This window comes from Arthrobacter sp. SE2 (assembly GCF_058244265.1).
This window is the reverse complement of the sequence record NZ_JBZAYA010000003.1, coordinates 294,207-316,498: the sequence shown is the minus strand read 5'-3', so window position 1 is coordinate 316,498 and position 22,292 is coordinate 294,207. Positions and strand designations below refer to the sequence as shown.

Here is a 22,292-nt window from a genome sequence, read left to right as displayed (position 1 = left end):
CGCTAGGTGAAATCTTCCATGAATCCGCTGGATGAATAGCCGGTGCCGACCAAGCGACGTAGGCTAACAACAAACGAGCATGTTGATCGGGAGGTAGTTGTGAAGAAATCGGACCGGATTGCCCGCGAACTTGAACACACCGTTGCGAATGGTGTCGAAAATGCCAAGGACTGGGCGACACCGCGCGTCGAAGCAGCTGTGAACTGGGCGGTTCCCCGCATCCAGCACGGAATCGACACCGCTTCGCCGAAGCTTCAGGAAGGCCTGAAGTCAGCTGCGTACAACCTCGCCGACGGCGTTGCAACCGTCACGCCGAAGCTCCAGGAAGGCTTGGCGAACCTCGCACCGAAGATCCACGACGTCGTCGAGGACGCCTCGCCCAAGATCCAGGAAGCCCTTAACAAAGCCACCCCGGCGCTCAGCCACGCCCGGGACAAAGTTGTTGAGGAGTACCTGCCCAAGCTCTCAGAGCAGCTCGGGCAAGCCTCCGTGGTGGTCCACCAAGCCCTTGAGAATGCGCCCGCGCAGGTGGACGCCGTCGCCCAGAAGCTGGTGGACTCGGGAGTGGTTCACAATCTGCAGGAACAAGCACAAGCCACAGGGGCCCAGCTGAAAGCCGCTGCCGGGGAAGCATCAAAAACAGTCTCGAAAGAACTCGCCAGGACCCGCAAGCCCAAAAAGCGGGGTTTTCTGATCTTCACGATTGTGGCAGCAGCTGCCGCGGCCGGCGTCGCCGCGTGGAAGGCCAGCCGCCCGGTGGAGGACCCGTGGAAGACTCCGGTTCCGGTTGCGCCATCACCTGTCCCGGCCGCAGCGGCAGCCGAGAAAGTTGCCGACAAGGCCAACGAGGCCGCCACTAAGGTAGCTGACACGGTTGACGACGTGAAACTCAACGTAGCTGACAAAGCCGAAATCGTAGCCGAGAAGGCAAAGCACGTTGTCGAGGATGCTACGGACACCGCAGCCAAGGTGGCAACCGACGCCAAGACCGCGGTTAAGAACATCGCCGCCAGCCTCCACAAGGACGAAGCGGCCAAGGACCAGGCAGCAACGGACGAAGCCGGCAAGCACGAGGCCTAGGCGAAGGCCATATTCGCTCCACGTTGGAGGGATTCCGGTTCGCCGGGGTCCCTCCAATTGTTTGGCCACTTGTCACCGGAGGCTTCCTCTAGGAACACCGCCCTGATGTTAGATTTATGGAGATGCCAACCGATAGATCTTTCGTAGATGCAGCCACCAGCGCAGCCGTCGCACCCGTGAAGCCGAGCGTTTCAATCATCATCCCGGCGTACAACGAGGAAAGCGTCATACGGCAATGCCTGATCGCGGCCATTTACCAGTCGGTACCTGCGGACGAGATCATCGTGGTGGACAACAGGTCCACGGATCGCACTGCACAGATCGTCCAGCAGATGCAGCAGGAATACCCGGAGAGCCCCATCATCCTGCTGAGCCAGGACGAGGCGCAGGGACTCATCCCCACACGCAACTTTGGCCTCAATAGCGCCACCTCGGATATCCTCGGCCGGATCGATGCCGACTCCGTTGTGGAACCCGATTGGGTTGAGCAGGTGCAAAAGGCTTTCGCCGATCCCTCCGTGCAGGCGGCAACGGGTCCGGTGGTCTACTACGACATGCCCATGCGTCGATTCGGACTCAAGGCCGACGACAAAATGCGCCAGCTCATGCTTCGGCTTGCGAAGCACCAGTACCACTTCCTTTTTGGATCAAACATGGCCCTTCGCCGTTCCGCCTGGGAAACCATCCGCGGGGAAACCTGCCTGGATGAGAGGGACGAGATGCATGAGGACATCGATCTTTCCCTGCATCTTGCCGACCACGACCTGAGGGTGCAGTACTGGCCGCAGATGGTGTCGGGCATGTCTGCGCGCAGGCTCGAGGATTCACCGCGCGACTACCGCTATTACGTGACCCGCTTCGACCGCACCTACAAGGCCCACAACGTCAAGAAGATGGCCCTGAAGGCCCCCATGGTGGTGTTCTTCTCCGTCTACTTCCCGGCCAAGCTTCTCCGGGCCATCCACACGGCCAATGCGGGCCAAGGCGTCCGCCGCGGCGGCCTGTAGCCGCGAATACAGCTCAGTCAGCACCGAGCTCGGCGATCTTGCCCTCGGCGTCGCCCTTGCCCCGCCGCTGACCGGCGACGACGACGGCGAGTCCAACCAGGATTAAGGCGAGTCCCGCGTAGGTACCGGCCGGCAGGGTCTCGTGCAGGAAGACCGCAGCGAGCAGGGCTGCGCCCGGAATCTCCAGCAGGATGATCATGGACACCAGCAGCGGGCTCATGGTCGCCAGGAGATGGTTGAACGCGGTGTGGCCCACTAGTTGCGCGCACACGGTGATGGCCACGATCCCCAGCCAGCCGCCGGCGTCGAACCCTACAAGAGGCTGGCCGCCCGTGAGGGCCAGCACAGCGACGATGGCCGCGCAGAGCCCATAGCAAAGCGTCGTGTACGTTCCAATGCCCATGCTCTGGCGGGCTTTGCCTCCGGCCAAGGTATACAGGCCGGCCAGCGCGCCTCCGGCGAGGGCCAGGATGTCACCAAGGAGGGCTTTCGGGGAGGATCCCATATCGAAGCCCGTGATGGCCGCGACGCCGCCCAGCGCGATACCCAGGCCCACGAGGACCGGCCAGCGGTGCTTGGTGCCGCGGAGGAGCTGGAAAACGGCGATCCATGCTGATTGCAGGCAGACCAAGGCGGTGGCGGCAGCGACTGACGTGAGCTGGAGCGCGGTGATGAAGCAGGCGAAGTGGAAAGCCAGTGCCACTGCTGCGACAGCAGACCAGGTGAACTCCTTGCGGGTGATCTTGCGGAACTGGCGCGGTTCACGGATCAGGACCGGCGAGGCCATCACGACGGCGGCGATTGCGTTGCGCCAGAAGGCGATGGCCAGTGCGGTGACGGAAGTAGCTCCAAGCGTTCCGGCGATGAGGGGTCCGGAAGATGCGACGCCGAGCACACCCAAAGCAGCAACAATAAAGTTCACATTTCAACCTTAGTGGGGCGGCTTAAAGCAAAGAGTCCCGGTCATTTCTGACCGGGACTCTTTCTTATGGTGGAGGCACGGGGACTCGAACCCCGAACCCCCTGCTTGCAAAGCAGGTGCGCTACCAATTGCGCCATGCCCCCATAAGAAGCAACCCATCCATACTACCCTAGTTCCCTCGATGGTTTTCACCATTTCCAGACTGGGCGCCTTCGCTAGTCAACCGTGTCGGTTGCCTTGCTCCAGACCGTTTTCCGGGCTTCGGTTTCCTGCACTTTCTTGTAGAGCAGGACGCCTGCGATTGCAGCTGCGACTACGAGCAACTTCTTCACACGCACCCCGTTCCGGTTCAGTTTCCCGAACCTTTAGCAAAACCTGTGCAGGTTCCGTGGGCGTACCAGGACTTGAACCTGGGACCTCTTCGTTATCAGCGAAGCGCTCTAACCGCCTGAGCTATACGCCCCGATACCTCTTCGGGCCGAGACATGACTTTACAGCACATCCCGGCCCGATCTCAAATCGAGGTATTTTCACCACTGTTTTCCAGCAGTTTCCTTCAATTTCCGACCGTTTGGGTTAGTCGTCGGTGAGGGTCACGCCAATGCCGCCCACGAGTGTTGCGGCAATGTTATAAAGCACGGCGCTCAACATGGACAGGGCAGTCAGCAGAACAACATTCACCACGGCAATGATGGTGGCGAAGGAGGCAACCTGTCCGAGCGAGGCGACCTTCTTGAGTTCGAAGCCACCGCTTTCCGAGCCGGCCAGAGTGCCCAGAAGGCTGTCCACCTGGTTGAAAATGCCGGTGAGGTCAAGGACGGTCCAAAGCACGATTGCGGCGATCACAGTCACGATGCCCAAGGCAACGGACAACAGGAACGCCATCTTCAGGACGGACCACGGATCAACCTTGCTGACGAGCAGCCGGGCGCGGCGGACTTTCGCCTTGGGTGCCGGCTTCACAAGCCCCGGAGCCCCGGGGGCTGGCCGCTGCTGGCCCTGCACGGGCCTCTGGCCGGGCGCTGCGGGACGCTGGCCCGCCGGGCGCTGCGTCCCTGCGGGACGTTGGCCTGGGACGGCGGGGCGCTGACCGGGGACGGCCGGGCGCTGACCCGGGACCCTCTCCGCGCCAGTTCCTGCCGCACCCGAAGCGGATGCCGCAGGGCGCTGCTGGGGACGGGCCGGTGCGTCTACCCGCGGAGTAGCCGACGGTTGCCGCAATCCTCCAGGGACACCCGTACTCGGCTTGGGATATGAGTCCGAATTGCTCACTCGTTACCTCCGGTGTTGTCTTCGTTCAGCTCGACGCCGGACCCATTGCCGGATCCTGCGGCCGATCCCGATTCGGCCGTCGCGGTCGCCTGATCGGCGCCGCCGTTTGCAGCCAACGTTACGTCATCGACCGCCTCGGACGTTCCTCCGGCGGGATTTTCGACCCTATTGACGCTTGAGGCGTCGTCTGAGCCCTCGCCCTGCTCGTCGGACTCCTCGAGGCCGCGTTCGCTGTTGCGGGCCACCTCGATGATGCGGTCGTTCTTGTCAGGCTTCGCGAAAATGACGCCCATGGTGTCACGGCCCTTGGCGGGAACACCTGCCACGGCGGAGCGGACAATCTTGCCACCCTCCATGACCACGAGAACTTCGTCCTCTTCGTTGACGATCAACGCACCGACAAGGTCGCCTCGCTCTTCCTGCAGCTTGGCCACCTTGATGCCCAGGCCGCCACGGCCCTGAAGCCGGTACTCCTCGACGGCGGTGCGCTTGGCGTATCCGCCTTCGGTCACCACGAACACGAACGAGCCGTCCTGGACGACGTCGGCCGCGAGGAGTTCGTCGTCTTCGCGGAACTTCATGCCGGTCACACCCGAGGTGGCGCGCCCCATGGGACGCAGTGCCTCGTCGGTGGCCGTGAAGCGGATCGACTGGCCCTTGCGGGAAACCAGGAGGAGATCGTCCGTCTCGGACACAAGCTGCGCCGAGACAAGCTCGTCCTCATCGCGAAGGTTGATGGCGATGACGCCGGCTGTGCGGTTGGTGTCGTAGTCTTCCAGGCGCGTCTTCTTCACAAGGCCGTTCTTGGTGGCGAGCACCAAATACGGGGCCTGCTCATAGTCGCGCAAGTCCAGGACCTGCGCGATGTGCTCGTCCGGCTGGAAGGCCAACAGGTTTGCCACGTGTTGTCCCTTGGCGTCGCGGCCGGCCTCGGCAAGTTCGTACGCCTTGGCCCGGTACACGCGGCCCAAATTGGTGAAGAACAGCAACCAGTGGTGCGTTGTTGTGACGAAGAAGTGCTCCACGACGTCGTCGCCGCGAAGCTGGGCACCCTTGACACCCTTGCCGCCTCGCTGCTGCGAACGATAGTTGTCGCTGCGGGTGCGCTTGACGTATCCGCCGCGGGTGATGGTGACCACCACTTCTTCCTCGGGGATGAGGTCTTCCATGGACATGTCACCGTCGAAGCCCATAAGGATATGGGTCCGGCGGTCATCACCATGCTTGGCCACGATCTCAGCCAGTTCCTGGCTGATGATGTCGCGCTGGCGCTGCTCGGAGGCCAGGATCGAGTTGAACTCGGTGATCATGGCTTCCAGCTCGGAGTGCCTGTCCTGGATCTTCTGCCGTTCCAACGCGGCAAGGCGGCGGAGCTGCATGTCGAGGATGGCTCGGGCCTGGAGCTCGTCGATGTCCAGGAGCCCCATGAGGCCGTCGCGGGCAGCCTCGGTGGTGTTGGAGGCCCGAATGAGCGCAATAACCTCGTCCAGCATGTCCAGGGCCTTGAGAAGTGCGCGCAGGATGTGCGCCTCTTCCTCGGCCTTGCGCAGGCGGTAGCGGGTCCGCCGGACGATGACGCTCATCTGGTGGGCGACCCAGTGCCGGATGAAGGCGTCCAGGCTCAGGGTGCGGGGCACGCCGTCGACGATCGCCAGCATGTTGGCACCGAAATTGTCCTGCAGCTGGGTGTGCTTGTAGAGGTTGTTGAGCACCACCTTGGCCACAGCGTCTCGCTTGAGCACGATCACGAGGCGCTGTCCGGTACGGCCGGACGTCTCATCGCGGAGGTCAGCGATGCCCTGGATCTTGCCGTCCTTGACCAGTTCGGCGATCTTGATGGCAAGGTTGTCCGGGTTTGCCTGGTACGGAAGCTCAGTGACCACCAGGCACGTGCGGCCCTGGAGTTCCTCGACGTTCACTACGGCACGCATGGTGATGGAGCCGCGGCCCGTCCGGTACGCGTCCTCGATGCCCTTGTGGCCGAGGATGGTGGCACCGGTCGGGAAGTCCGGACCCTTGATGCGCACGAGCAACGCCTCAAGCAGCTCTTCACGGCTCGCCGTCGGGTTGGCCAGATACCACTGCACGCCATCGGCGACTTCGCGAAGGTTGTGCGGCGGGATGTTGGTGGCCATGCCGACGGCAATGCCGGAGGAACCGTTGACCAGCAGGTTGGGGAAACGCGCCGGCAGGATGGTGGGTTCCTGGTTCTTGCCGTCGTAGTTGTCCTGGAAGTCGACAGTTTCCTCGTCGATGTCGCGGACCATTTCCATGGCCAGCTGGGCCATCTTGGTTTCGGTATATCGCGGAGCCGCAGCGCCGTCGTTGCCCGGGGAACCGAAGTTACCCTGGCCCAGCGCAAGCGGATAGCGCATCGTCCAGTCCTGGATGAGGCGGACCAGGGCATCGTAGATCGCGGTGTCACCGTGCGGGTGGTACTGGCCCATGACCTCGCCCACCACGCGGGCACATTTGTTGAAGGAGCGGTCCGGTCGGTAGCCGCCGTCGAACATCGCGTAGAGCACTCGGCGGTGGACGGGCTTCAGGCCGTCACGGACGTCCGGAAGCGCACGGCCGACGATAACGGCCATGGCATAGTCCAGGTAGGAACGCTGCATTTCCGTCTGCAGGTCCACCTGGTCTACGCGGTCTGTCAGCACATCGCCCTCAAGCACGGGTTCCGGAATGCCGGCCGACTCGGCGGGAACCTCGGGTGTTTCTTCACTCATAGTTTATGATTTCCGTTTCAGGTATATGTCAGTACTGGAATATTCCTAGGGGCTTTGAAGTCTCTAGATATCCAGGAACCTGACGTCCTTGGCGTTCTGCTGAATGAAGTTCCGGCGCGATTCCACGTCCTCACCCATCAGTACGGAGAAGGTCTGGTCCGCCGCCAGGGCATCATCCATGGTGACTTGCAGCAGCGTGCGGTGGTCCGGGTCCATGGTGGTGTCCCAGAGCTCGGTGTAGTCCATTTCGCCGAGGCCCTTGTAGCGCTGGATGCCGTTGTCCTTCGGGATGCGACGGCCGGCGGCTTGGCCGGAGACCAGCTTGGCGTCACGTTCACGGTCGCTGTACACGTAGTCGTGAGGGGCGTTCGACCACTTGATGCGGTACAGCGGCGGCTGGGCCAGGTAGACAAAGCCGTTCTCGATCAGCGGACGCATGTAGCGGAACAGCAGTGTCATCAGCAGCGTGGTGATGTGCTGGCCGTCCACGTCGGCATCGGCCATGAGGACGATCTTGTGGTACCGCAGCTTGGAGATGTCGAAGTCCTCGCCGATGCCCGTGCCGAAGGCCGTGATCATGGACTGGACTTCATTGTTGCCGAGGGCCTTGTCCAGCCGTGCGCGCTCCACGTTCAGGATCTTGCCGCGCAATGGCAGGATGGCCTGGGTCTCGGGGTTACGGCCACGCTTGGCCGAACCACCGGCGGAGTCACCCTCCACGAGGTACACCTCGCAGCGCGCGGGATCCTTCGAGGAGCAGTCGGACAGCTTGCCCGGCATGCCGAAGGATTCCAGGGGGCTCTTGCGACGTGCGTTGTCACGTGCCTTTCGGGCGGCCATACGGGCTTGGGCCGCTTGGACAGCCTTGCGGATGACGTCGCGGGCCGGGCCCGGGTTTCGTTCCAACCAGTCGCCAAGCTGGTCGGTAACGACCCGTTGGACGAAGCCCTTGACCTCGGAGTTGCCCAGTTTGGTCTTGGTCTGGCCCTCGAACTGGGGTTCGGACAACTTCACGGAGATGACGGCCGTGAGGCCCTCACGGATGTCGTCACCAGTGAGATTGTCTTCCTTTTCCTTGATGATCGTCTTCTCGCGCGCGTAGCGGTTGATGAGCGACGTCATCGCGGCACGGAAACCTTCTTCGTGCGTGCCGCCCTCGTGCGTGTTGATGGTGTTGGCGTAAGTGTGCACGCTCTCGGAATAGGCCGTGGTCCACTGCATCGCGACCTCGACGGCGATGTGCCGCTCGGTGTCTTCGGTTTCGAAGGCGATGACGTCCTCGTGGACGACGTCCACCTTCTTGTTCGAGTTCAGGTGCTTCACGTAGTCGAGCAGACCGTCGTCGTACTGGTAAACCACCGTGCGGTGTTCTGCCGCCACTTCGCCGTCGGTGGCAACCGCGTCAAGATCCAAGTCATCGTCGGCTGCTCCCGCGACGGGACGCTCGTCCGTGAGGGTGATGCGCAGGCCCTTGTTGAGGAAGGCCATCTGCTGGAATCGCGCGCGGAGGGTTTCGAAATCGAAATCGGTGCTTTCGAAGATGGTGCCGTCCGGGTAGAACGTCTGGGACGTTCCGGTCTGGTCCGTTTCTTCGCCCTGGACGAGTCCGCCCTGTGGCTTGCCGCCGTCGGCGAAGGTCATCCGCCAAACGTGGCCCTGGCGACGCACCTCGGTGTCGACCCTGCGCGAAAGCGCGTTGACAACGGAAATACCCACTCCGTGAAGTCCACCGGAGACCGCATAGCCGCTGCCGCCGAACTTGCCGCCGGCGTGCAGGATGGTCATGACAACTTCGACTGTCGGCTTCTTCTCGGTGGGGTGCATGTCCACCGGGATGCCACGGCCATCGTCCACGACCTTGACGCCGCCGTCGGCCTGGAGAGTCACTTCAATGTGGCTGCAGTACCCGGCAAGGGCCTCGTCCACCGAGTTGTCCACCACTTCGTACACCAAGTGGTGGAGGCCGCGCGGCCCTGTGGATCCGATGTACATACCCGGGCGCTTGCGCACCGCTTCGAGACCTTCAAGAACGGTAATGTCACTCGCACCGTACTCCTTCGACCCCGAGGGGGTGTCAGGCTTATGGGCGTTCTCCTTCGCGGGATCTACTGCCAAGGTCTCTGCATTGTCGTTAGCCACAGGCGCTTTCGACTCCTCCGTGTTCGATGGTCGCCGGCCGTCACCGCACCAAGGAAGCACGTCCGTCAGGACACACCACAGGGATACGGCAGCCGCCAACAGGGACGTCACTGCTAACGCCGGCTACTTCGTGATTAGCGGATCCGCTTTTACATTGCTGTTCAGCGGAGCCAATCAACGTTCACCGGCGCCCAGTTGTCTATGCCGATTCTATCGTGACTGGGCGCAGTTCCTTGCAAAACCCGGCCCTTATGATCAGGAAAGTAGCTCTGGGAGGCCGCTGGCCCCATCTGCAAGCTGCCAAAACGGCACCCTCTAGGGAGCTGTACGGTCCGGGGAGGTTTCTCGCCCCTGTGCGCCGTTCAAGCAAATGCGCAGACACGGGCGCCCGGGAAGTTACCCGTAGGTATCCCGGGGGCCCCGCCCGTTGACGCTTCGGCCGCCCTTGCGCCAGCTCGGTGCGGTGGGCGCGAGCACTTGAATCGACGTCACTACGCCGTCTCCGAGTTCCCTTCGGAACATGTCCAGGAGGCTGGTGCTCAGGAGCCTGAGCTGTGTTGCCCAGGCGGTGGAATCGCAACGGACATGAAGCGTGGTGTCGGTAAAGCTCTCCGGGGTGCAGTGCGCGGAAATCTCCGGTCCTACCAGGGCATCCCACTCGGCCATCACGGAGCCGACGGCCACTGGTGACGTCCAGCCGCGTTCGGCCACGAGCCTCCCGACGACCTTCCCCAGGCCGAGCGGATCCCGGCCCGTGCCGTGGAATTGGCTGAATCCTCGGGTGTCGCGGACGCCCTTGCGTTTAGGCGCGGCTCCTGTCCGCGGGGCAGCGCGGCGGATTTCGCCGCGCGCGGCGGCGGCTTCGCGCATCCGGTTCAAAGCTGATTGGGCAGCGTCAATCTCGTCAGGGTCCCTGCCCGGCTGGCGTCCGCCGGGGCTATCCTTCTCCATCAATGCCTCCGGGCACAACCTTCACGCGTCGTCCCGCCAGTTCTTCGGGAATGTCGGCGTCGACGGCGGCCGTCACCAAAACCTGCTCGGCGCCGGCCACTATTGCAGCCAGTTTACGCCTGCGCTGCACGTCCAGTTCGGCGAACACATCGTCGAGGATGAGGATGGGGGCGGAACCGCCGGTACGGGTGTCATCGAGCATGACATAGTACGAGGCCAGTCGCAGGGAGAGGCACATGGACCATGTTTCGCCATGGGAGGCATAGCCTTTGGCCGGAGCCTGGCCGAGAACCAGTTCGAGTTCGTCGCGGTGGGGTCCGACCAAGGAAATCCCGCGTTCCAACTCCTTGCGGCGCGAGGCTGCGAATGCCTGGACGTAGCGCTCGGTGAGTTGCTCCACGGACAGCAAGCGGAGGTCCTCAACCCCCTCTGAACCTTCAGTCAGACCCTCGGCGGGCCCGCCGTCGTCATCCAACACGCCCTGGATGGTGGAGCGGTAGACCGCTCCCGCTTCCTTGGATCCATCCGTTAGTTGCGCGTAGGCGCTCTTGAGGTGGGGACGGAGCCGTTCCACGAGTTCCAGCCGTGCATGCAGGAGTTCCGCGCCGGCCCGAGCCATATGCTGGTCCCAGACATCGAGCGTTGCCTCATGGCCCGAGGTGAATTTCCCGGTGCGGGCCGATTTCAACAAGGCGTTGCGCTGTTTGAGCACGCGGTCGTAGTCGCTGCGCGTGGCCGCGTGCACCGGCATGAGGCTGACCAGCAGTTCGTCGAGGAACCGCCGGCGGTTGGACGGATCACCTTTGACCAAGGCAAGGTCCTCAGGGGCGAAAAGCACCGTCTGGCAAATGCCCAGGATGTCGCGGGCGCGCACAGGATTTCCGCGGTTGATCCGGCCACGGTTGGCACGGCCGGCATTGATTTCGAGCTCGACCACCGTCGATTGTTCCCCGCGGAGAAGCTTGGCCCGGATCAAAGCGCGGTCCGTACCGAAGCGCAGGAGGGGCGCATCCGTACTGACGCGGTGCGAACTCAAGGTAGCCAGGTATCCGATGGCTTCCATGAGGTTCGTCTTGCCGATGCCGTTGGATCCCACCAAGACCGTGACACCGGGGCCGAGCTTGAGGTCAACCTGCGCGTAGCTGCGGAAATCGGTCAGCGAAAGATGTTCGAGGTACACGCGTACTGCTGGTCGGCCGGGGCCTAGTTGGCCGGACGGGTGGCGTGTCCGCCGAACTGGTTGCGCAGCGCTGACACCATCTTCATGGCTGGCGAGTTGTCCTCGCGGGAGGAGAAACGGGCGAAGAGCGCAGCGGTGATTGCCGGCGCCGGGATCGCATTGGCAATGGCTTCTTCAACGGTCCAGCGGCCTTCGCCGGAGTCCTCGACGTAGTCCCCGATGGAGGCCAGGCCCGGGTCCTCGTCCAAGGCTTTGACCATGAGGTCCAACAGCCAGGAGCGAACAACCGTGCCCTTTTGCCAAGCACGGAAGGTGCCGGGAAGGTCCTTGATGATGTCCTTTGCCGCGAGCAGTTCGTAGCCTTCGGCGTAGGCCTGCATGAGACCGTATTCGATGCCGTTGTGGACCATCTTCGCGTAGTGGCCCGCTCCGACGCCGCCCACGTGGACGAAGCTGTCGGCACGATCGCCTTCAGGGCGGAGGGCGTCGAATACCGGCATGGCGAGTTCGATGTCCTCGTCCGCGCCGCCTGCCATGAGCCCGTAGCCGTTCTGCAGGCCCCAGACACCTCCCGAAACACCGCAATCAGCGAAGCGGATGTCCTTGGAGTCCAGGAAAGCAGCGTGCTTCTGGTCCTCGGTGAAGCGTGAGTTGCCGCCGTCGATCACCATGTCACCCGCAGAAAGCTTCTCGCCGAGTTCACTGATCACCGCATTGGTGATGTCGCCGGAGGGAACCATGACCCAGACAAGGCGTGGCGTCGGAAGGGCAGCAATCAGTTCATCAACGGACGCGACGTCGGCGATGTCCTGATTGCGGTCGAAGCCAGTGACCTCGATTCCGCCGTTGCGCATGCGTTCGCGCATGTTGAAACCCATTTTTCCAAGGCCGATCAGTCCGATGTGCACGGTGTGAACTCTTTTCTGCGTTGGTTGTTGTGTTGTCCCAACTGACTCGCACTTGTTGTCGTTCTGGGCCCCCAAAACGACATCAACTGCTAGCTAGTTGGGGAGGCGGACAGGCATCACGAGGTAGCGGTAGTCGCCCTTGTCATCGCCGTCGGCGTCGACCTGCGCGGTGATCATGGCCGGCTTCGGTGCCGTGGTGAACGAGAAACGCACGAACTTGGTCTCGATCACGCTCAGGCCTTCCACCAGGTAGTGAGGGTTGAACGCTACCGTGATGTCTTCGCCGCTGAGCTGGGCTTCCAGTTCCTCGGATGCTTGCGCGTCTTCGCCGGTACCGGCGTCGAGACTCAGTTGGCCCTGCGTGAACGCCAGGCGAACCGGGGTGTTTCGTTCGGCGACCAGGGACACACGGCGAACGGCCTCAACAAGTTCCTGGGTTTGGACCGTTGCGTGGATCGGGGTGGAGTCCGGGAACAACGACCGGATCTTGGGGTAGTCGCCGTCGACGAGCAAGGAAGTGGTGGTGCGTCCGCCGCTTTCGAAGCCAATCAGGCGGCTGTCGTCGTCGGCCAGGGCGAGATGGATGTCGCCGCTGCCACCGAGGGTCTTTGCCACCTCGTTGAGGGTCTTGGATTTCACCAAAGCACTTGTGGAAATTCCCGGAGTGACGGGCTTCCAGGGCACTTCGCGCATGGCGAGGCGGTACCGGTCCGTGGCGAGGAGGGTGATCAGGTCATCCTCGATCTCCATCCGGACACCTGTGAGGATCGGCAGGGTGTCATCCCTGCTTGCGGCGATGATGACCTGGGAAACAGCCTGGGCGAAGGCGTCGCCGGGCAAGGTTCCGCTGATGGCGGGAAGGGCCGGCAGCGGCGGGTATTCGGATTCCGGCATCGTGGCGAGATGGAAGCTGCTTCGACGGCACGTGAGAGTGACCTTGCTGCCATCGGTTTCGATGTCGACCGGAGCCGAGGGCAGGCTGCGGCAGATATCTGCCAAAAGGCGCCCGGAAACCAGGATGGTTCCCTCGGTGGTGATGTCCGCTGGAATTTCAAGACGGGCGGAGGTCTCGTAGTCGAAGCTCGAGAGACTCACTGTTCCGGCTTCTGCCTTGAGCAGGAGCCCTGAGAGTACCGGGACGGGCGGCCGCGGAGACAAGGACCGGGCTGTCCATGTGACGGCTTCTGCCAGGACATCCCGCTCGACTCTGAACTTCACGGAAGGGTGCCGCCTTTCATTGCTGCTGCCAGTGTTCCACCGGAAACTCCCCCAGGAGTCCCGAAAACCAGCGCCCGGAACCCAAAGCTGCATGGTCCGCAGCGAGCGAACTACAAAGCAGCGCCGAGGATGGACGCGATGCAGACAGCTTAGCCGGAACTTCGGGCATTAACCCATCCCCGGCTTGCTGGCTTGTGGTTCGAAGCAGCCACGGGCTGCGTCGTTGGGTGGGCGGAAGGAGATTGTTATTTGAGGGAATTCATTTTTTTGGGATTAGTAGTGTTAATAACCCCTGTGGAAACTGTGGATAACCGCCTCTGGACCCGCAGTTCCGCGGTTAAGCCCTGTTCACCATATGTGGGTGACAGGGGTTTTAAACAGGGTGTGGACGTGGATAACCCCCAGGTCCGTTTTTAACGATCCACAGACGGCTTAAGGGTTTTAAGCCCATTAACCGTGTTTGTCCCCTTAAGTATCCACAGGCTTATCCACATGTGCCTGTTAATAAGGTATGTAGTGGCCGCTTAGGAATCGCGTTGCTGCTGCTTGATGCGGTTGGTCAGCTCAGTCACCTGGTTGTAGATCACACGGCGCTCGGCCATCAGTTCGCGAATCTTGCGGTCCGCGTGGATCACTGTGGTGTGGTCGCGGCCGCCAAGCTCCTGGCCGATCTTCGGCAGGGACATGTCCGTGAGCTCGCGGCACAAGTACATAGCGATCTGCCGCGCGGTCACCAAAGTGCGCGTACGGGACTTGCTGCAAAGCTCTTCCATGCTGAGCTTGAAGTACTCGGCCGTCTGCTTCAGGATCTGGTCGGCCGTGATCTCCTGGGCACCGTCGTCGGTGATCAGATCCTTCAGCACCATCTCGGCGAGGGCCACATCCACGGGCTGGCGGTTGAGGCTGGCGAACGCAGTGACGCGGATCAGCGCGCCTTCGAGTTCCCGGATGTTGCTGGAGATCTTGGAAGCGATGTATTCCAAGGCGTCGTCGGGGGCGGACAATCCTTCGCTCTGGGCCTTCTTGCGGAGGATCGCAATACGGGTTTCGAGTTCGGGCGGCTGGATATCGGTCAGTAGGCCCCATTCGAAGCGGGACTTCATGCGGTCCTCGAAGCCGGCGAGCTGCTTGGGCGGGAGGTCCGAGGTGATGACCACCTGCTTGTTGTTGTTGTGCAGGGCGTTGAATGTGTGGAAGAACTCCTCGAGCGTGCGGTCCTTGCCTGCCAGGAACTGAATGTCGTCGATCAGGAGCACGTCGACGTTGCGGTACGTGGTCTTGAAGCTGGCGCCCTCGTCGTCGCGGATGGAGTTGATGAAGTCGTTGGTGAACTCTTCGGAATTCACGTAGCGCACCCGGATGCCGCTGTAGAGCCGGCGGGCGTAGTGGCCGATCGCGTGCAGCAAGTGCGTCTTGCCGAGCCCGGAGTCTCCGTAGATGAACAGAGGGTTGTAGGCCTTGGCCGGTGCTTCCGCGACCGCGACGGCGGCAGCATGGGCGAACCGGTTGGAAGAACCGATCACGAAGGTGTCAAAGACGTATTTCGGGTTGAGCCGGCCGAATTCGTGCGAAGTACTCGGCGGGGTGGGCTGTGGCTTAGATTCCACGGCAAGGTCGTTCGCGGAAGAGAGTTCGACGGCGGGGGCCGGTTCTTCGTGGATGGGCACCAGATCCGTGTCGACGTCGATCGCGCACCGGATGTCGTCGGAAAAGACGCTGCGGAGGGCATCATCGAGGGCGTCCTTGACTTGCGTCTGGAGGACCTCGCGGGTGAGTTCGTTGGGTACGGCCACCAGGAGGGTGGAGCCGATCAGGCCCTGCGCCTGCGCAAGGATGACGAAACCACGCTGCCGGGGTGTGACGCGATCGTCTTGTTCCAGCAGGCTCAGCACCCGCCGCCAGGAACTTCCGACCGTGTTGGCGTGGTTGGCTTCGTCTACCGTCATCAATTGGTTCCCTCGAGTGCTTGCTTGCCTGGATTGCGGCAGCCGAAGGTCCAAACCATGAGTGGATTCCGAACCGAATCCACAGGGTTATGCACAGTCCGTGGATAATCGGCTACTGAGACACTCTAGGGGATGAAAACTCCAGAAGATAGCTGGGAAGAAGCTTGTGGATAATTACACCGTTGTGGTTCTAAAACAGGGCCTGTGAGCCACTTCATCCACAGGCTGGTGGGTGTACTTAGCCACAGCTGGGGATAACGGGCGCGGCGGCTCCCGGTTTGACCTCGGGGGTCTTTCTGCCCTAACGTTGTGAAGTCCTATGTGTACGCTTTTTGACCACCCGCACCTCCGGTAAATCCGGCGTTGGGCGGCGGCGGATACACAATAAACTTAGCGTCGGCCAGTTCTTCCCCTTTTGATCGGGTGGGCGCACCTTTGATCCACTGGAGTAACTAACGTGAGCAAGCGGACTTTTCAGCCGAATAACCGCCGTCGGGCCAAGAAGCATGGCTTCCGCCTTCGTATGCGCACCCGTGCCGGCCGTGCCATCCTGGCCGCCCGTCGTGGCAAGGGCCGCGTCGAACTGTCGGCCTAAATAACTGACTCGTCGGTCAGCCTTCCAAGCGAGTCAATAGGTGCTAGCCACCCGTAATCGTCTGCGGACTTCTACCGACTTTTCAACAACTGTACGTTCCGGCGTCCGCAATGGACGCCGGAACTTAGTGTTATATACGGCACCTATCGGTGCCGGAGAACCGAGCCGCATCGGCTTCATCGTTTCCAAAGCTGTCGGGAACGCTGTGACCAGGAACCTCGTTAAGAGGAGACTGAGAGAAGCAGGTGCTTTGTCTTTGAAAGGACATGGCACGGGTCTTGCTGTTGTGGTCCGGGCGCTGCCCGCGGCCGCAACAGCGAGCTGGGACCAGCTGCTGACGGATTACAACGCCGCCTTGGCGGCAACCACGAAACGGCTCGGCGGATCCTCTCCGCGAGTTGTTTCGCCCACCCAGGGCACCACAACGGAAGGGACACCGCGTGCATGAGCTGAGCTCCGCCGTCGTCCGCTTCTTTAGAGTCGCTCCGAGGATCCTCGGAACATTTCTGTGGGAGCTGCCGCGCAACGTCCTCATTATCTTGCTGAAGACGTATCGTAGGATCATCTCTCCCTTGTACGGCCAGGTGTGCCGGTTCTTCCCATCCTGCTCGGCGTATGCCCTCGAAGCGGTGACGGTGCATGGTGCCGTCAAGGGAAGTTGGCTCGCAGTGCGGCGCCTTGCGCGTTGCCACCCCTGGAACGCCGGCGGCGTGGACCACGTCCCCGCCGGACATCGTCACTGGCCCGAAGGCCAGACGCCCACAATTGTTGTACTGAACAACCCGGACCAGTTCCTGGCTGTGTGGTCTGATGAAGACGGTCGCCGCACAGCGGCCTGAGGAAATAGGGAAAACGTATGGACATCTTTGGAACAATTCTGGCCCCGTTCAAGTGGCTAGTGTCCGCGATCATGCTGGGGTTCCACGACGGGCTGAGTTTCATCGGCCTGCCGCCGGAGAACGGCTGGACCTGGACGCTGTCCATCATTGGCTTGGTGCTGGTGATCCGTGCCGCCCTGATCCCTGTCTTCGTCAAGCAAATCAAGGCCCAGCGGGGCATGCAGCTGCTGCAGCCTGATCTGAAGAAGATGCAGGCGAAGTACAAGGGCAAGACGGACCAGCTCTCCCGCCAGGCGATGGCGCAGGAACAGATGGCGCTGTACAAGAAGCACGGCACCAACCCGTTCTCGGCGTGTTTGCCCATGCTGATCCAGATGCCGTTCTTCTTCGCGCTGTTCCAGGTGCTTTCCGGTATCACCCAGGCCCGCCAGAGCGGTATCGGCATCGGCGCCCTGAGCCACGACCAGGTGGTGCAGTTCGACGAATCCAGCATCTTCGGCGCACCGCTCTCGGCTTCCTTGCTCCACGGCGGTGGTCTCCCCGGATCCGATCAGACGATCGTGTGGGTCCTGTCGATCGTGATGATCCTGGCCATGACGGCGTCGCAGTTCATCACGCAGAAGCAGATCATGGCCAAGAACATGTCCGAAGAGGCGATGGCCAGCCCGTTCATGCGCCAGCAGAAGATGATGCTCTACATCCTGCCGCTCGTCTTCGGTGTGGGTGGCATCAACTTCCCCATTGGTGTGCTCATCTACTGGACCACCACCAACTTGTGGACCATGGGCCAGCAGTTCTTTGTCATCCGCCGCATGCCGACGCCGGGATCCCCCGCAGCGAAGGCGCTTGCCGAGCGTCGTGCCGCCAAGGGCTTGCCGTCCCACCCCCTTCTGGGCGGTAAGAAGGACGCAGACGTCGCTGCCGAAGTGGCCGCCGTCGAGGTCAAGGCCCAGCAGCGCATCCAGCCACAACGTAAGAACAGGAAGAAGAAGTAATGTCTGTTGAAAGCACCGAAGAGGCAACGGCCGCTGCCGCCGAGGAACTGGTAGAAGCCGCAGAAGAAACTTCCGAAGAAGGCGCTGCTGACGGTAAGGGCACTTCCGTGAGCCGCCTCGAGGAAGAGGGCGACGTCGCCGCAGACTACCTTGAGGAACTCCTCGACATTGCCGACATCGACGGCGACATCGACATCGAGATCCGCAATGGCCGCACCTACATCTCCATCGCGGCTGAAGACGACTCTGAGGGGCTTGAGAGCCTGGTAGGCCGCGACGGTGAAGTGCTCGAAGCCCTTCAGGAACTCGCTCGCCTGTCCGTGCTTTCGGCGACCGAGAACCGCTCGCGCCTGGTGCTCGACATCAATGGTTACCGCAAGGAACGTGCCGGCGATCTGCAGCAGATTGCGGAAGACGCCGTCGCAAAGGTCAAGGAGACCGGTGCCTCCGTTGCACTTGCACCTATGAGCGCCTACGAACGCAAGATTGTGCACGACGCTGTCGCGGACCTCGGCTTTGTATCCGAGTCTGAGGGCGAAGGCGCCGGCCGCCACATTGTGGTTTCGGCCGACTAACGGATCATGGTTGAAATCACGGCAGCCGAACTGCAGGCGGCAGAAAAGATTTTCGGTGACCGGCTTGGTCTCGCCCAGCGGTATGTAGAGCATTTGGCGACGTCAGGAACCGAGCGCGGGTTGATTGGCCCGCGCGAGGTTCCCCGCCTGTGGAGCCGGCACGTTCTCAACTGCGCGGTCATCGAGTCGGTGATTGCCCACGGAAGCCACGTTGCAGACGTTGGTTCCGGCGCGGGGCTTCCCGGCTTGTGCTTGGCTATTGCACGTCCCGACCTTGAACTTACACTGATCGAACCCCTGGAGCGACGCGTCATTTGGCTTCAGGAAGTCGTGGACGACCTCGGGCTGGGCAATGTCACGGTCATGCGCACCCGGGCAGAGCTCGCGGTGGGGATGGTCGACGCGGACGTTGTCACAGCCAGGGCTGTCTCCGCCCTCACCAAGCTGGCTGGCTTGACCATTCCCTTGCTCAGCGGCAAGGGTGAAGTGGTTGCGATCAAGGGCCGCAGTGCTGCCGAAGAGATTGAGCAAGCAGCAAAAATGATCCGCAGGCTCGGCGGCGTGGAAACGTCCGTCGTGGTTTGCGGGCAGGAGCTCCTGGAAGAACCCACCACAGTGGTGAGGATCGTCGTTAACAAACAGCGGAAGATCGCTTAGCTTCGGCGCTGTGTCCCGCGTGTCCGCAACTGAGCGGTTAAGCTAGAGAACGGCAGCTAGAGCCGAATGAGAGTGAGAGTGTGACAGTGGGCAGTAGCGAAACCTCCACCCAGCGGATCCCGCCATTTATTTCCTTGGGGTCGGCTCGGGCCATGGCTGCACCCTCGGCGTCCTTTGAGTCTGCGCTGATGCGTACCAATTCGGTTGCGAACGCCGCTGTTTCACGTGAAACCTTGATCGTCGGACACGACAACGTCATGGACTCCATCGACGACTCCAGCCCCATTGCGCGCCAGCTCGCCAACGAGACCCGACGCCGCGAGCGGTTGGTGGGACGCGAGCTTCCCAAGCCGGAAAAGACCCGTATTTTTACCGTGTCCAATCAAAAAGGCGGCGTCGGAAAGACCACCACGACTGTCAATATTGCGGCCGCCTTGGCTTCCGCGGGACTCAATGTCCTGGTGATCGACATCGATCCCCAAGGAAACGCGTCCACCGCTCTTGGTATTGAACACCACGCCGACGTCGACAGTATCTACGATGTGCTGATCAACGACCTTCCACTGCGTGAGGTTGTGGCACCTTGCCCTGATATTCCCAATCTCATCTGCGCGCCGGCCACCATTCACCTCGCGGGCGCTGAGATTGAACTGGTCTCCCTCGTGGCACGCGAGCAGCGCCTGCGCCGCGCAATCGATGTGTATTCGAAGGAACGCGCGAAGAACGGTGAAGGTCGCCTGGACTTCATCTTCATCGACTGCCCGCCCAGCCTGGGTCTGCTGACCGTCAACGCATTCTGCGCGGCAAGCGAGGTACTCATCCCGATCCAATGTGAGTACTACGCATTGGAGGGCCTGAGCCAGCTCCTCAAGAACATCGAAATGATCCAGAAGCATCTCAATGCTGATCTGGTCGTTTCCACCATTCTCCTCACCATGTACGACGGCCGCACGAATCTGGCTGCACAGGTGGCTTCCGAGGTCCGTCAACATTTCCCGGACCAGGTCCTCGGCGCCGTGGTTCCCCGCTCCGTGCGCATCTCGGAAGCTCCGAGCTACCAACAGACGGTAATGACCTACGATCCCTCATCCAGCGGCGCGTTGTCCTACATGGAAGCCGCCGCGGAAATCGCCGAGCGCTAGACTTCCTTAATCACTGCAATATCCTTGGCGGGCTCTATTCTTGCCATTCCACCGGAGGGACATACTAATGAGCGAAAAGCGACGAGGCCTGGGTAGGGGTCTTGGGGCTCTCATTCCCAGCTCCGCTTCGGCCGGTGCATCGGGCAATGGCGTTCCGACTTCCCGCCCTGTGGACCTTTTCTTCCCTGAGGCGCGCAAAGCCCTGGAGACGGTGGACACGCCTGAGGTTCCTGAAACCGAAGTAGCGAAGAGCTCCCCCTCGCGGGGATCTTCGTCCAAGAGCACGACGGCGGCAAAGACTCCCGCGGCGAAGTCGCCCGCCGCGAAGGTCAGCTCTCGTGAAGAACCGACCGCGTCTGAGCCCGCCGACGTTGTTTCTGAGTCGCTTCCCGCGGAAGTGCCCGAGGTTCAGCTAGTCGAAGTTCCCGGGGCGCGTTTTGCCGAAATCCCTGTCGGGGACATTCATCCCAACCGCAAGCAACCGCGTAGCGTCTTCGATGAGGACGACATGGCGGAGCTGGTTCATTCCGTCAAGGAAATAGGCGTCCTCCAGCCAATTGTTGTACGTACTTCAACCGAAAAGGGTGGAGAACCGTATGAACTGGTGATGGGTGAACGGCGCTGGAGGGCTGTACAGGCCGCCGGACTCGAAACCATCCCGGCGATTGTTCGCGATACCAATGATGACGACCTCCTGCGCGATGCTTTGCTGGAGAACCTCCACCGCAGCCAACTGAACCCCTTGGAAGAAGCAGCTGCCTACCAGCAGCTCCTGGAGGACTTCGGTACCACCCACGAGCAACTGGCCGATCGGATCGGACGTTCGCGGCCGCAGGTGTCCAACACTCTTCGTCTCCTGAAACTTCCTCCGCTGGTGCAGCGACGCGTTGCGGCCAGCGTGCTCTCGGCCGGCCATGCTCGCGCCTTGCTCGCTCTTCCGGACGCGGCCGCGATGGAGCGTCTCGCGCAGAAGATTGTTTCCGAAGGAATGTCCGTACGGGCCACTGAGGAAGCGGTGGCGTTGTACCAGGATCCTACGGTGCCGCCGAAGAACAGCATCCCGCGCCCCAATGCGCGTCATGAACGCCTCGACTACCTTGCGTCTTCTCTTTCCGATCGGTTGGACACCAACGTGAAGATCACCTTGGGTGCCCGAAAGGGTCGAGTCAGCATTGAGTTTGCCAGTGTTGAAGATCTGAACCGCATCATGGATGTTTTGTCGCCCGGGGATGAAGGCTAGTCGCACGATTTGTACGGAATTGGGGTTTGCTTCTAAGGAGGCAGGCCTCATTTTCATTTAATGGTTGCTCGAGGCTGGTGCGGAATCCAGTCGGCCCTGTGGTTCACCTTCATCGCTCAGGGAGAGTGCGGGTGGGATTCCCGGGTTTTGCATGGGTTGTGAGTAGCTATCTGAGATCGCTTGCTTGTACTGCTCGTGTGGCCGGCTTGAGGCCCTTCTCCTGCGGCTGGAGCGGGTCGGCAGGCTTAGCCTTGAAGACCCTGTCGTGGTGAGCCCTCACATTTGGTGGTTCCCCTTTCTCCTTTAGGAGAGCTCAGCGCCGGGTGTCGCGTCCGTTGATTTTCGTGCTTGGCGCGAGCAGAGCATCGCGGAGCCACTGGTGTGTTTCACGTGAAACAACAGGACTCGCTCCCTTCAATTGACGTTCGCAGGGATCTCCTACGTACTCCGGGTTCTCGCTCGACTCTTTGTGGTCGACGCTTGCATCTTGCATCCTTGGTCGATCTGGTCCTGGACATCCGGATTAGTTCCACTCCCCTCTTCTGTGTCGTGTCGGCGAAGGCGGGGATTGAGGGCAACATCTGAAGAAAGTCCAACTCGCATTTCTCACCCGCACAGCTCCCGACCTTGCTCATCAACTTCAGCCAGTGACGGCGCAGCGGTCTGAGCATGGTGGACATAGGCAGTCAGTGCCTCCTGCGCCGGCAATGAGGCGCGGGATGTTTCACGTGAAACAGTTGGCCCGGCTCACCAGGCCCCTACGACCCTGAGCTCGGCTAACGCTTGAATACCTGAGTCAGGTTGTCAGTCAGCCTTGGCCGGAGGGTCGACTCGGCCTGTTTCACGTGAAACGAATCCCTGCAGGCTGGGCCGTGACTGTCTCACCGGCACGTCCTT

General features: G+C 61.6%; 20 protein-coding genes and 2 tRNA genes. 10 read left to right on the top strand and 12 right to left on the bottom strand.

What is annotated here, in order from left to right:
- The first annotated feature begins 99 nt into the window (after positions 1 to 99).
- Positions 100 to 1,080 (top strand): hypothetical protein, encoded by a 981-nt coding sequence (locus AC4CS3_RS06340; RefSeq protein ID WP_490782688.1) that lies wholly within the window; start codon positions 100 to 102, stop codon positions 1,078 to 1,080.
- A 122-nt stretch (positions 1,081 to 1,202) separates the two neighbouring features.
- Positions 1,203 to 2,087, top strand: a complete 885-nt coding sequence (locus AC4CS3_RS06335) for a glycosyltransferase family 2 protein (RefSeq protein ID WP_490782687.1) — start codon at positions 1,203 to 1,205, stop codon at positions 2,085 to 2,087.
- 13 nt (positions 2,088 to 2,100) lie between these two features.
- Here AC4CS3_RS06335 and AC4CS3_RS06330 read toward each other — a convergent pair whose 3' ends face one another.
- The 12 genes from AC4CS3_RS06330 to dnaA all read right to left on the bottom strand — a co-directional run bounded on the left by AC4CS3_RS06330 (position 2,101) and on the right by dnaA (position 15,352).
- On the bottom strand, positions 2,101 to 3,009 hold the full coding sequence (locus AC4CS3_RS06330; RefSeq protein WP_490782686.1) for a DMT family transporter: 909 nt from the start codon (positions 3,007 to 3,009) through the stop codon (positions 2,101 to 2,103).
- A 67-nt stretch (positions 3,010 to 3,076) separates the two neighbouring features.
- Positions 3,077 to 3,152, bottom strand: a tRNA-Ala gene (locus tag AC4CS3_RS06325).
- Positions 3,153 to 3,224: 72 nt separating this feature from the next.
- Entirely contained in the window at positions 3,225 to 3,341 is a 117-nt protein-coding gene (locus AC4CS3_RS06320) for a DLW-39 family protein (RefSeq protein ID WP_437771966.1), read from the bottom strand.
- A gap of 57 nt (positions 3,342 to 3,398) precedes the next feature.
- Positions 3,399 to 3,472 (bottom strand) — tRNA-Ile (locus AC4CS3_RS06315).
- A gap of 113 nt (positions 3,473 to 3,585) precedes the next feature.
- Entirely contained in the window at positions 3,586 to 4,281 is a 696-nt protein-coding gene (locus AC4CS3_RS06310; RefSeq protein ID WP_236813939.1) for a DUF3566 domain-containing protein, read from the bottom strand.
- Entirely contained in the window at positions 4,278 to 7,010 is a 2,733-nt protein-coding gene (gene gyrA, locus AC4CS3_RS06305) for a DNA gyrase subunit A (RefSeq protein WP_490782685.1), read from the bottom strand. The genes AC4CS3_RS06310 and gyrA overlap by 4 nt, the downstream gene beginning before the upstream one ends.
- A 63-nt stretch (positions 7,011 to 7,073) precedes the next feature.
- Positions 7,074 to 9,149 carry a DNA topoisomerase (ATP-hydrolyzing) subunit B gene (gene gyrB / locus AC4CS3_RS06300; RefSeq protein WP_272909602.1) on the bottom strand — a complete coding sequence of 692 codons (2,076 nt, stop codon included), beginning with the start codon at positions 9,147 to 9,149 and terminating at the stop codon, positions 7,074 to 7,076.
- A gap of 396 nt (positions 9,150 to 9,545) precedes the next feature.
- Entirely contained in the window at positions 9,546 to 10,100 is a 555-nt protein-coding gene (locus tag AC4CS3_RS06295) for a DciA family protein (protein ID WP_234752970.1), read from the bottom strand.
- Positions 10,087 to 11,280 carry a DNA replication/repair protein RecF gene (gene recF, locus AC4CS3_RS06290; protein WP_490782684.1) on the bottom strand — a complete coding sequence of 398 codons (1,194 nt, stop codon included), beginning with the start codon at positions 11,278 to 11,280 and terminating at the stop codon, positions 10,087 to 10,089. Before recF ends, AC4CS3_RS06295 begins: the two co-directional genes overlap by 14 nt.
- A gap of 23 nt (positions 11,281 to 11,303) precedes the next feature.
- Complete coding sequence (gene gnd / locus AC4CS3_RS06285; RefSeq protein WP_490782683.1) at positions 11,304 to 12,263, bottom strand: phosphogluconate dehydrogenase (NAD(+)-dependent, decarboxylating); 960 nt, start codon at positions 12,261 to 12,263, stop codon at positions 11,304 to 11,306.
- Positions 12,264 to 12,281: 18 nt separating this feature from the next.
- Positions 12,282 to 13,406, bottom strand: a complete 1,125-nt coding sequence (gene dnaN, locus AC4CS3_RS06280) for a DNA polymerase III subunit beta (protein WP_490782682.1) — start codon at positions 13,404 to 13,406, stop codon at positions 12,282 to 12,284.
- Positions 13,407 to 13,930: 524 nt separating this feature from the next.
- On the bottom strand, positions 13,931 to 15,352 hold the full coding sequence (gene dnaA, locus AC4CS3_RS06275) for a chromosomal replication initiator protein DnaA (protein ID WP_345448260.1): 1,422 nt from the start codon (positions 15,350 to 15,352) through the stop codon (positions 13,931 to 13,933).
- A gap of 457 nt (positions 15,353 to 15,809) precedes the next feature.
- Here dnaA and rpmH point away from each other — a divergent pair, with 457 nt between their 5' ends.
- The 8 genes from rpmH to AC4CS3_RS06235 all read left to right on the top strand — a co-directional run bounded on the left by rpmH (position 15,810) and on the right by AC4CS3_RS06235 (position 21,395).
- A complete protein-coding gene (gene rpmH / locus AC4CS3_RS06270) occupies positions 15,810 to 15,947 on the top strand; it encodes a 50S ribosomal protein L34 (protein WP_011776797.1) in 138 nt (45 codons plus the stop codon).
- Positions 15,948 to 15,987: 40 nt separating this feature from the next.
- Complete coding sequence (gene rnpA, locus AC4CS3_RS06265) at positions 15,988 to 16,395, top strand: ribonuclease P protein component (RefSeq protein WP_236813924.1); 408 nt, start codon at positions 15,988 to 15,990, stop codon at positions 16,393 to 16,395.
- Positions 16,388 to 16,786, top strand: a complete 399-nt coding sequence (gene yidD, locus AC4CS3_RS06260) for a membrane protein insertion efficiency factor YidD (protein WP_425550475.1) — start codon at positions 16,388 to 16,390, stop codon at positions 16,784 to 16,786. The genes rnpA and yidD overlap by 8 nt, the downstream gene beginning before the upstream one ends.
- A 17-nt stretch (positions 16,787 to 16,803) precedes the next feature.
- Positions 16,804 to 17,781: a membrane protein insertase YidC gene (gene yidC, locus AC4CS3_RS06255; protein WP_345448258.1), complete on the top strand. Its 978-nt coding sequence runs from the start codon at positions 16,804 to 16,806 to the stop codon at positions 17,779 to 17,781.
- Complete coding sequence (locus tag AC4CS3_RS06250) at positions 17,781 to 18,356, top strand: Jag family protein (RefSeq protein ID WP_490782681.1); 576 nt, start codon at positions 17,781 to 17,783, stop codon at positions 18,354 to 18,356. Before yidC ends, AC4CS3_RS06250 begins: the two co-directional genes overlap by 1 nt.
- 6 nt (positions 18,357 to 18,362) lie before the next feature.
- Entirely contained in the window at positions 18,363 to 19,013 is a 651-nt protein-coding gene (gene rsmG / locus AC4CS3_RS06245; protein ID WP_490782680.1) for a 16S rRNA (guanine(527)-N(7))-methyltransferase RsmG, read from the top strand.
- Between the two features lie 86 nt (positions 19,014 to 19,099).
- The gene (locus tag AC4CS3_RS06240) at positions 19,100 to 20,155 is read left to right on the top strand and encodes a ParA family protein (RefSeq protein ID WP_490782679.1); all 1,056 of its coding nucleotides are present in this window, start codon (positions 19,100 to 19,102) and stop codon (positions 20,153 to 20,155) included.
- A 67-nt stretch (positions 20,156 to 20,222) separates the two neighbouring features.
- Positions 20,223 to 21,395: a ParB/RepB/Spo0J family partition protein gene (locus AC4CS3_RS06235; protein WP_490782678.1), complete on the top strand. Its 1,173-nt coding sequence runs from the start codon at positions 20,223 to 20,225 to the stop codon at positions 21,393 to 21,395.
- The last annotated feature ends 897 nt before the right edge of the window (positions 21,396 to 22,292 follow it).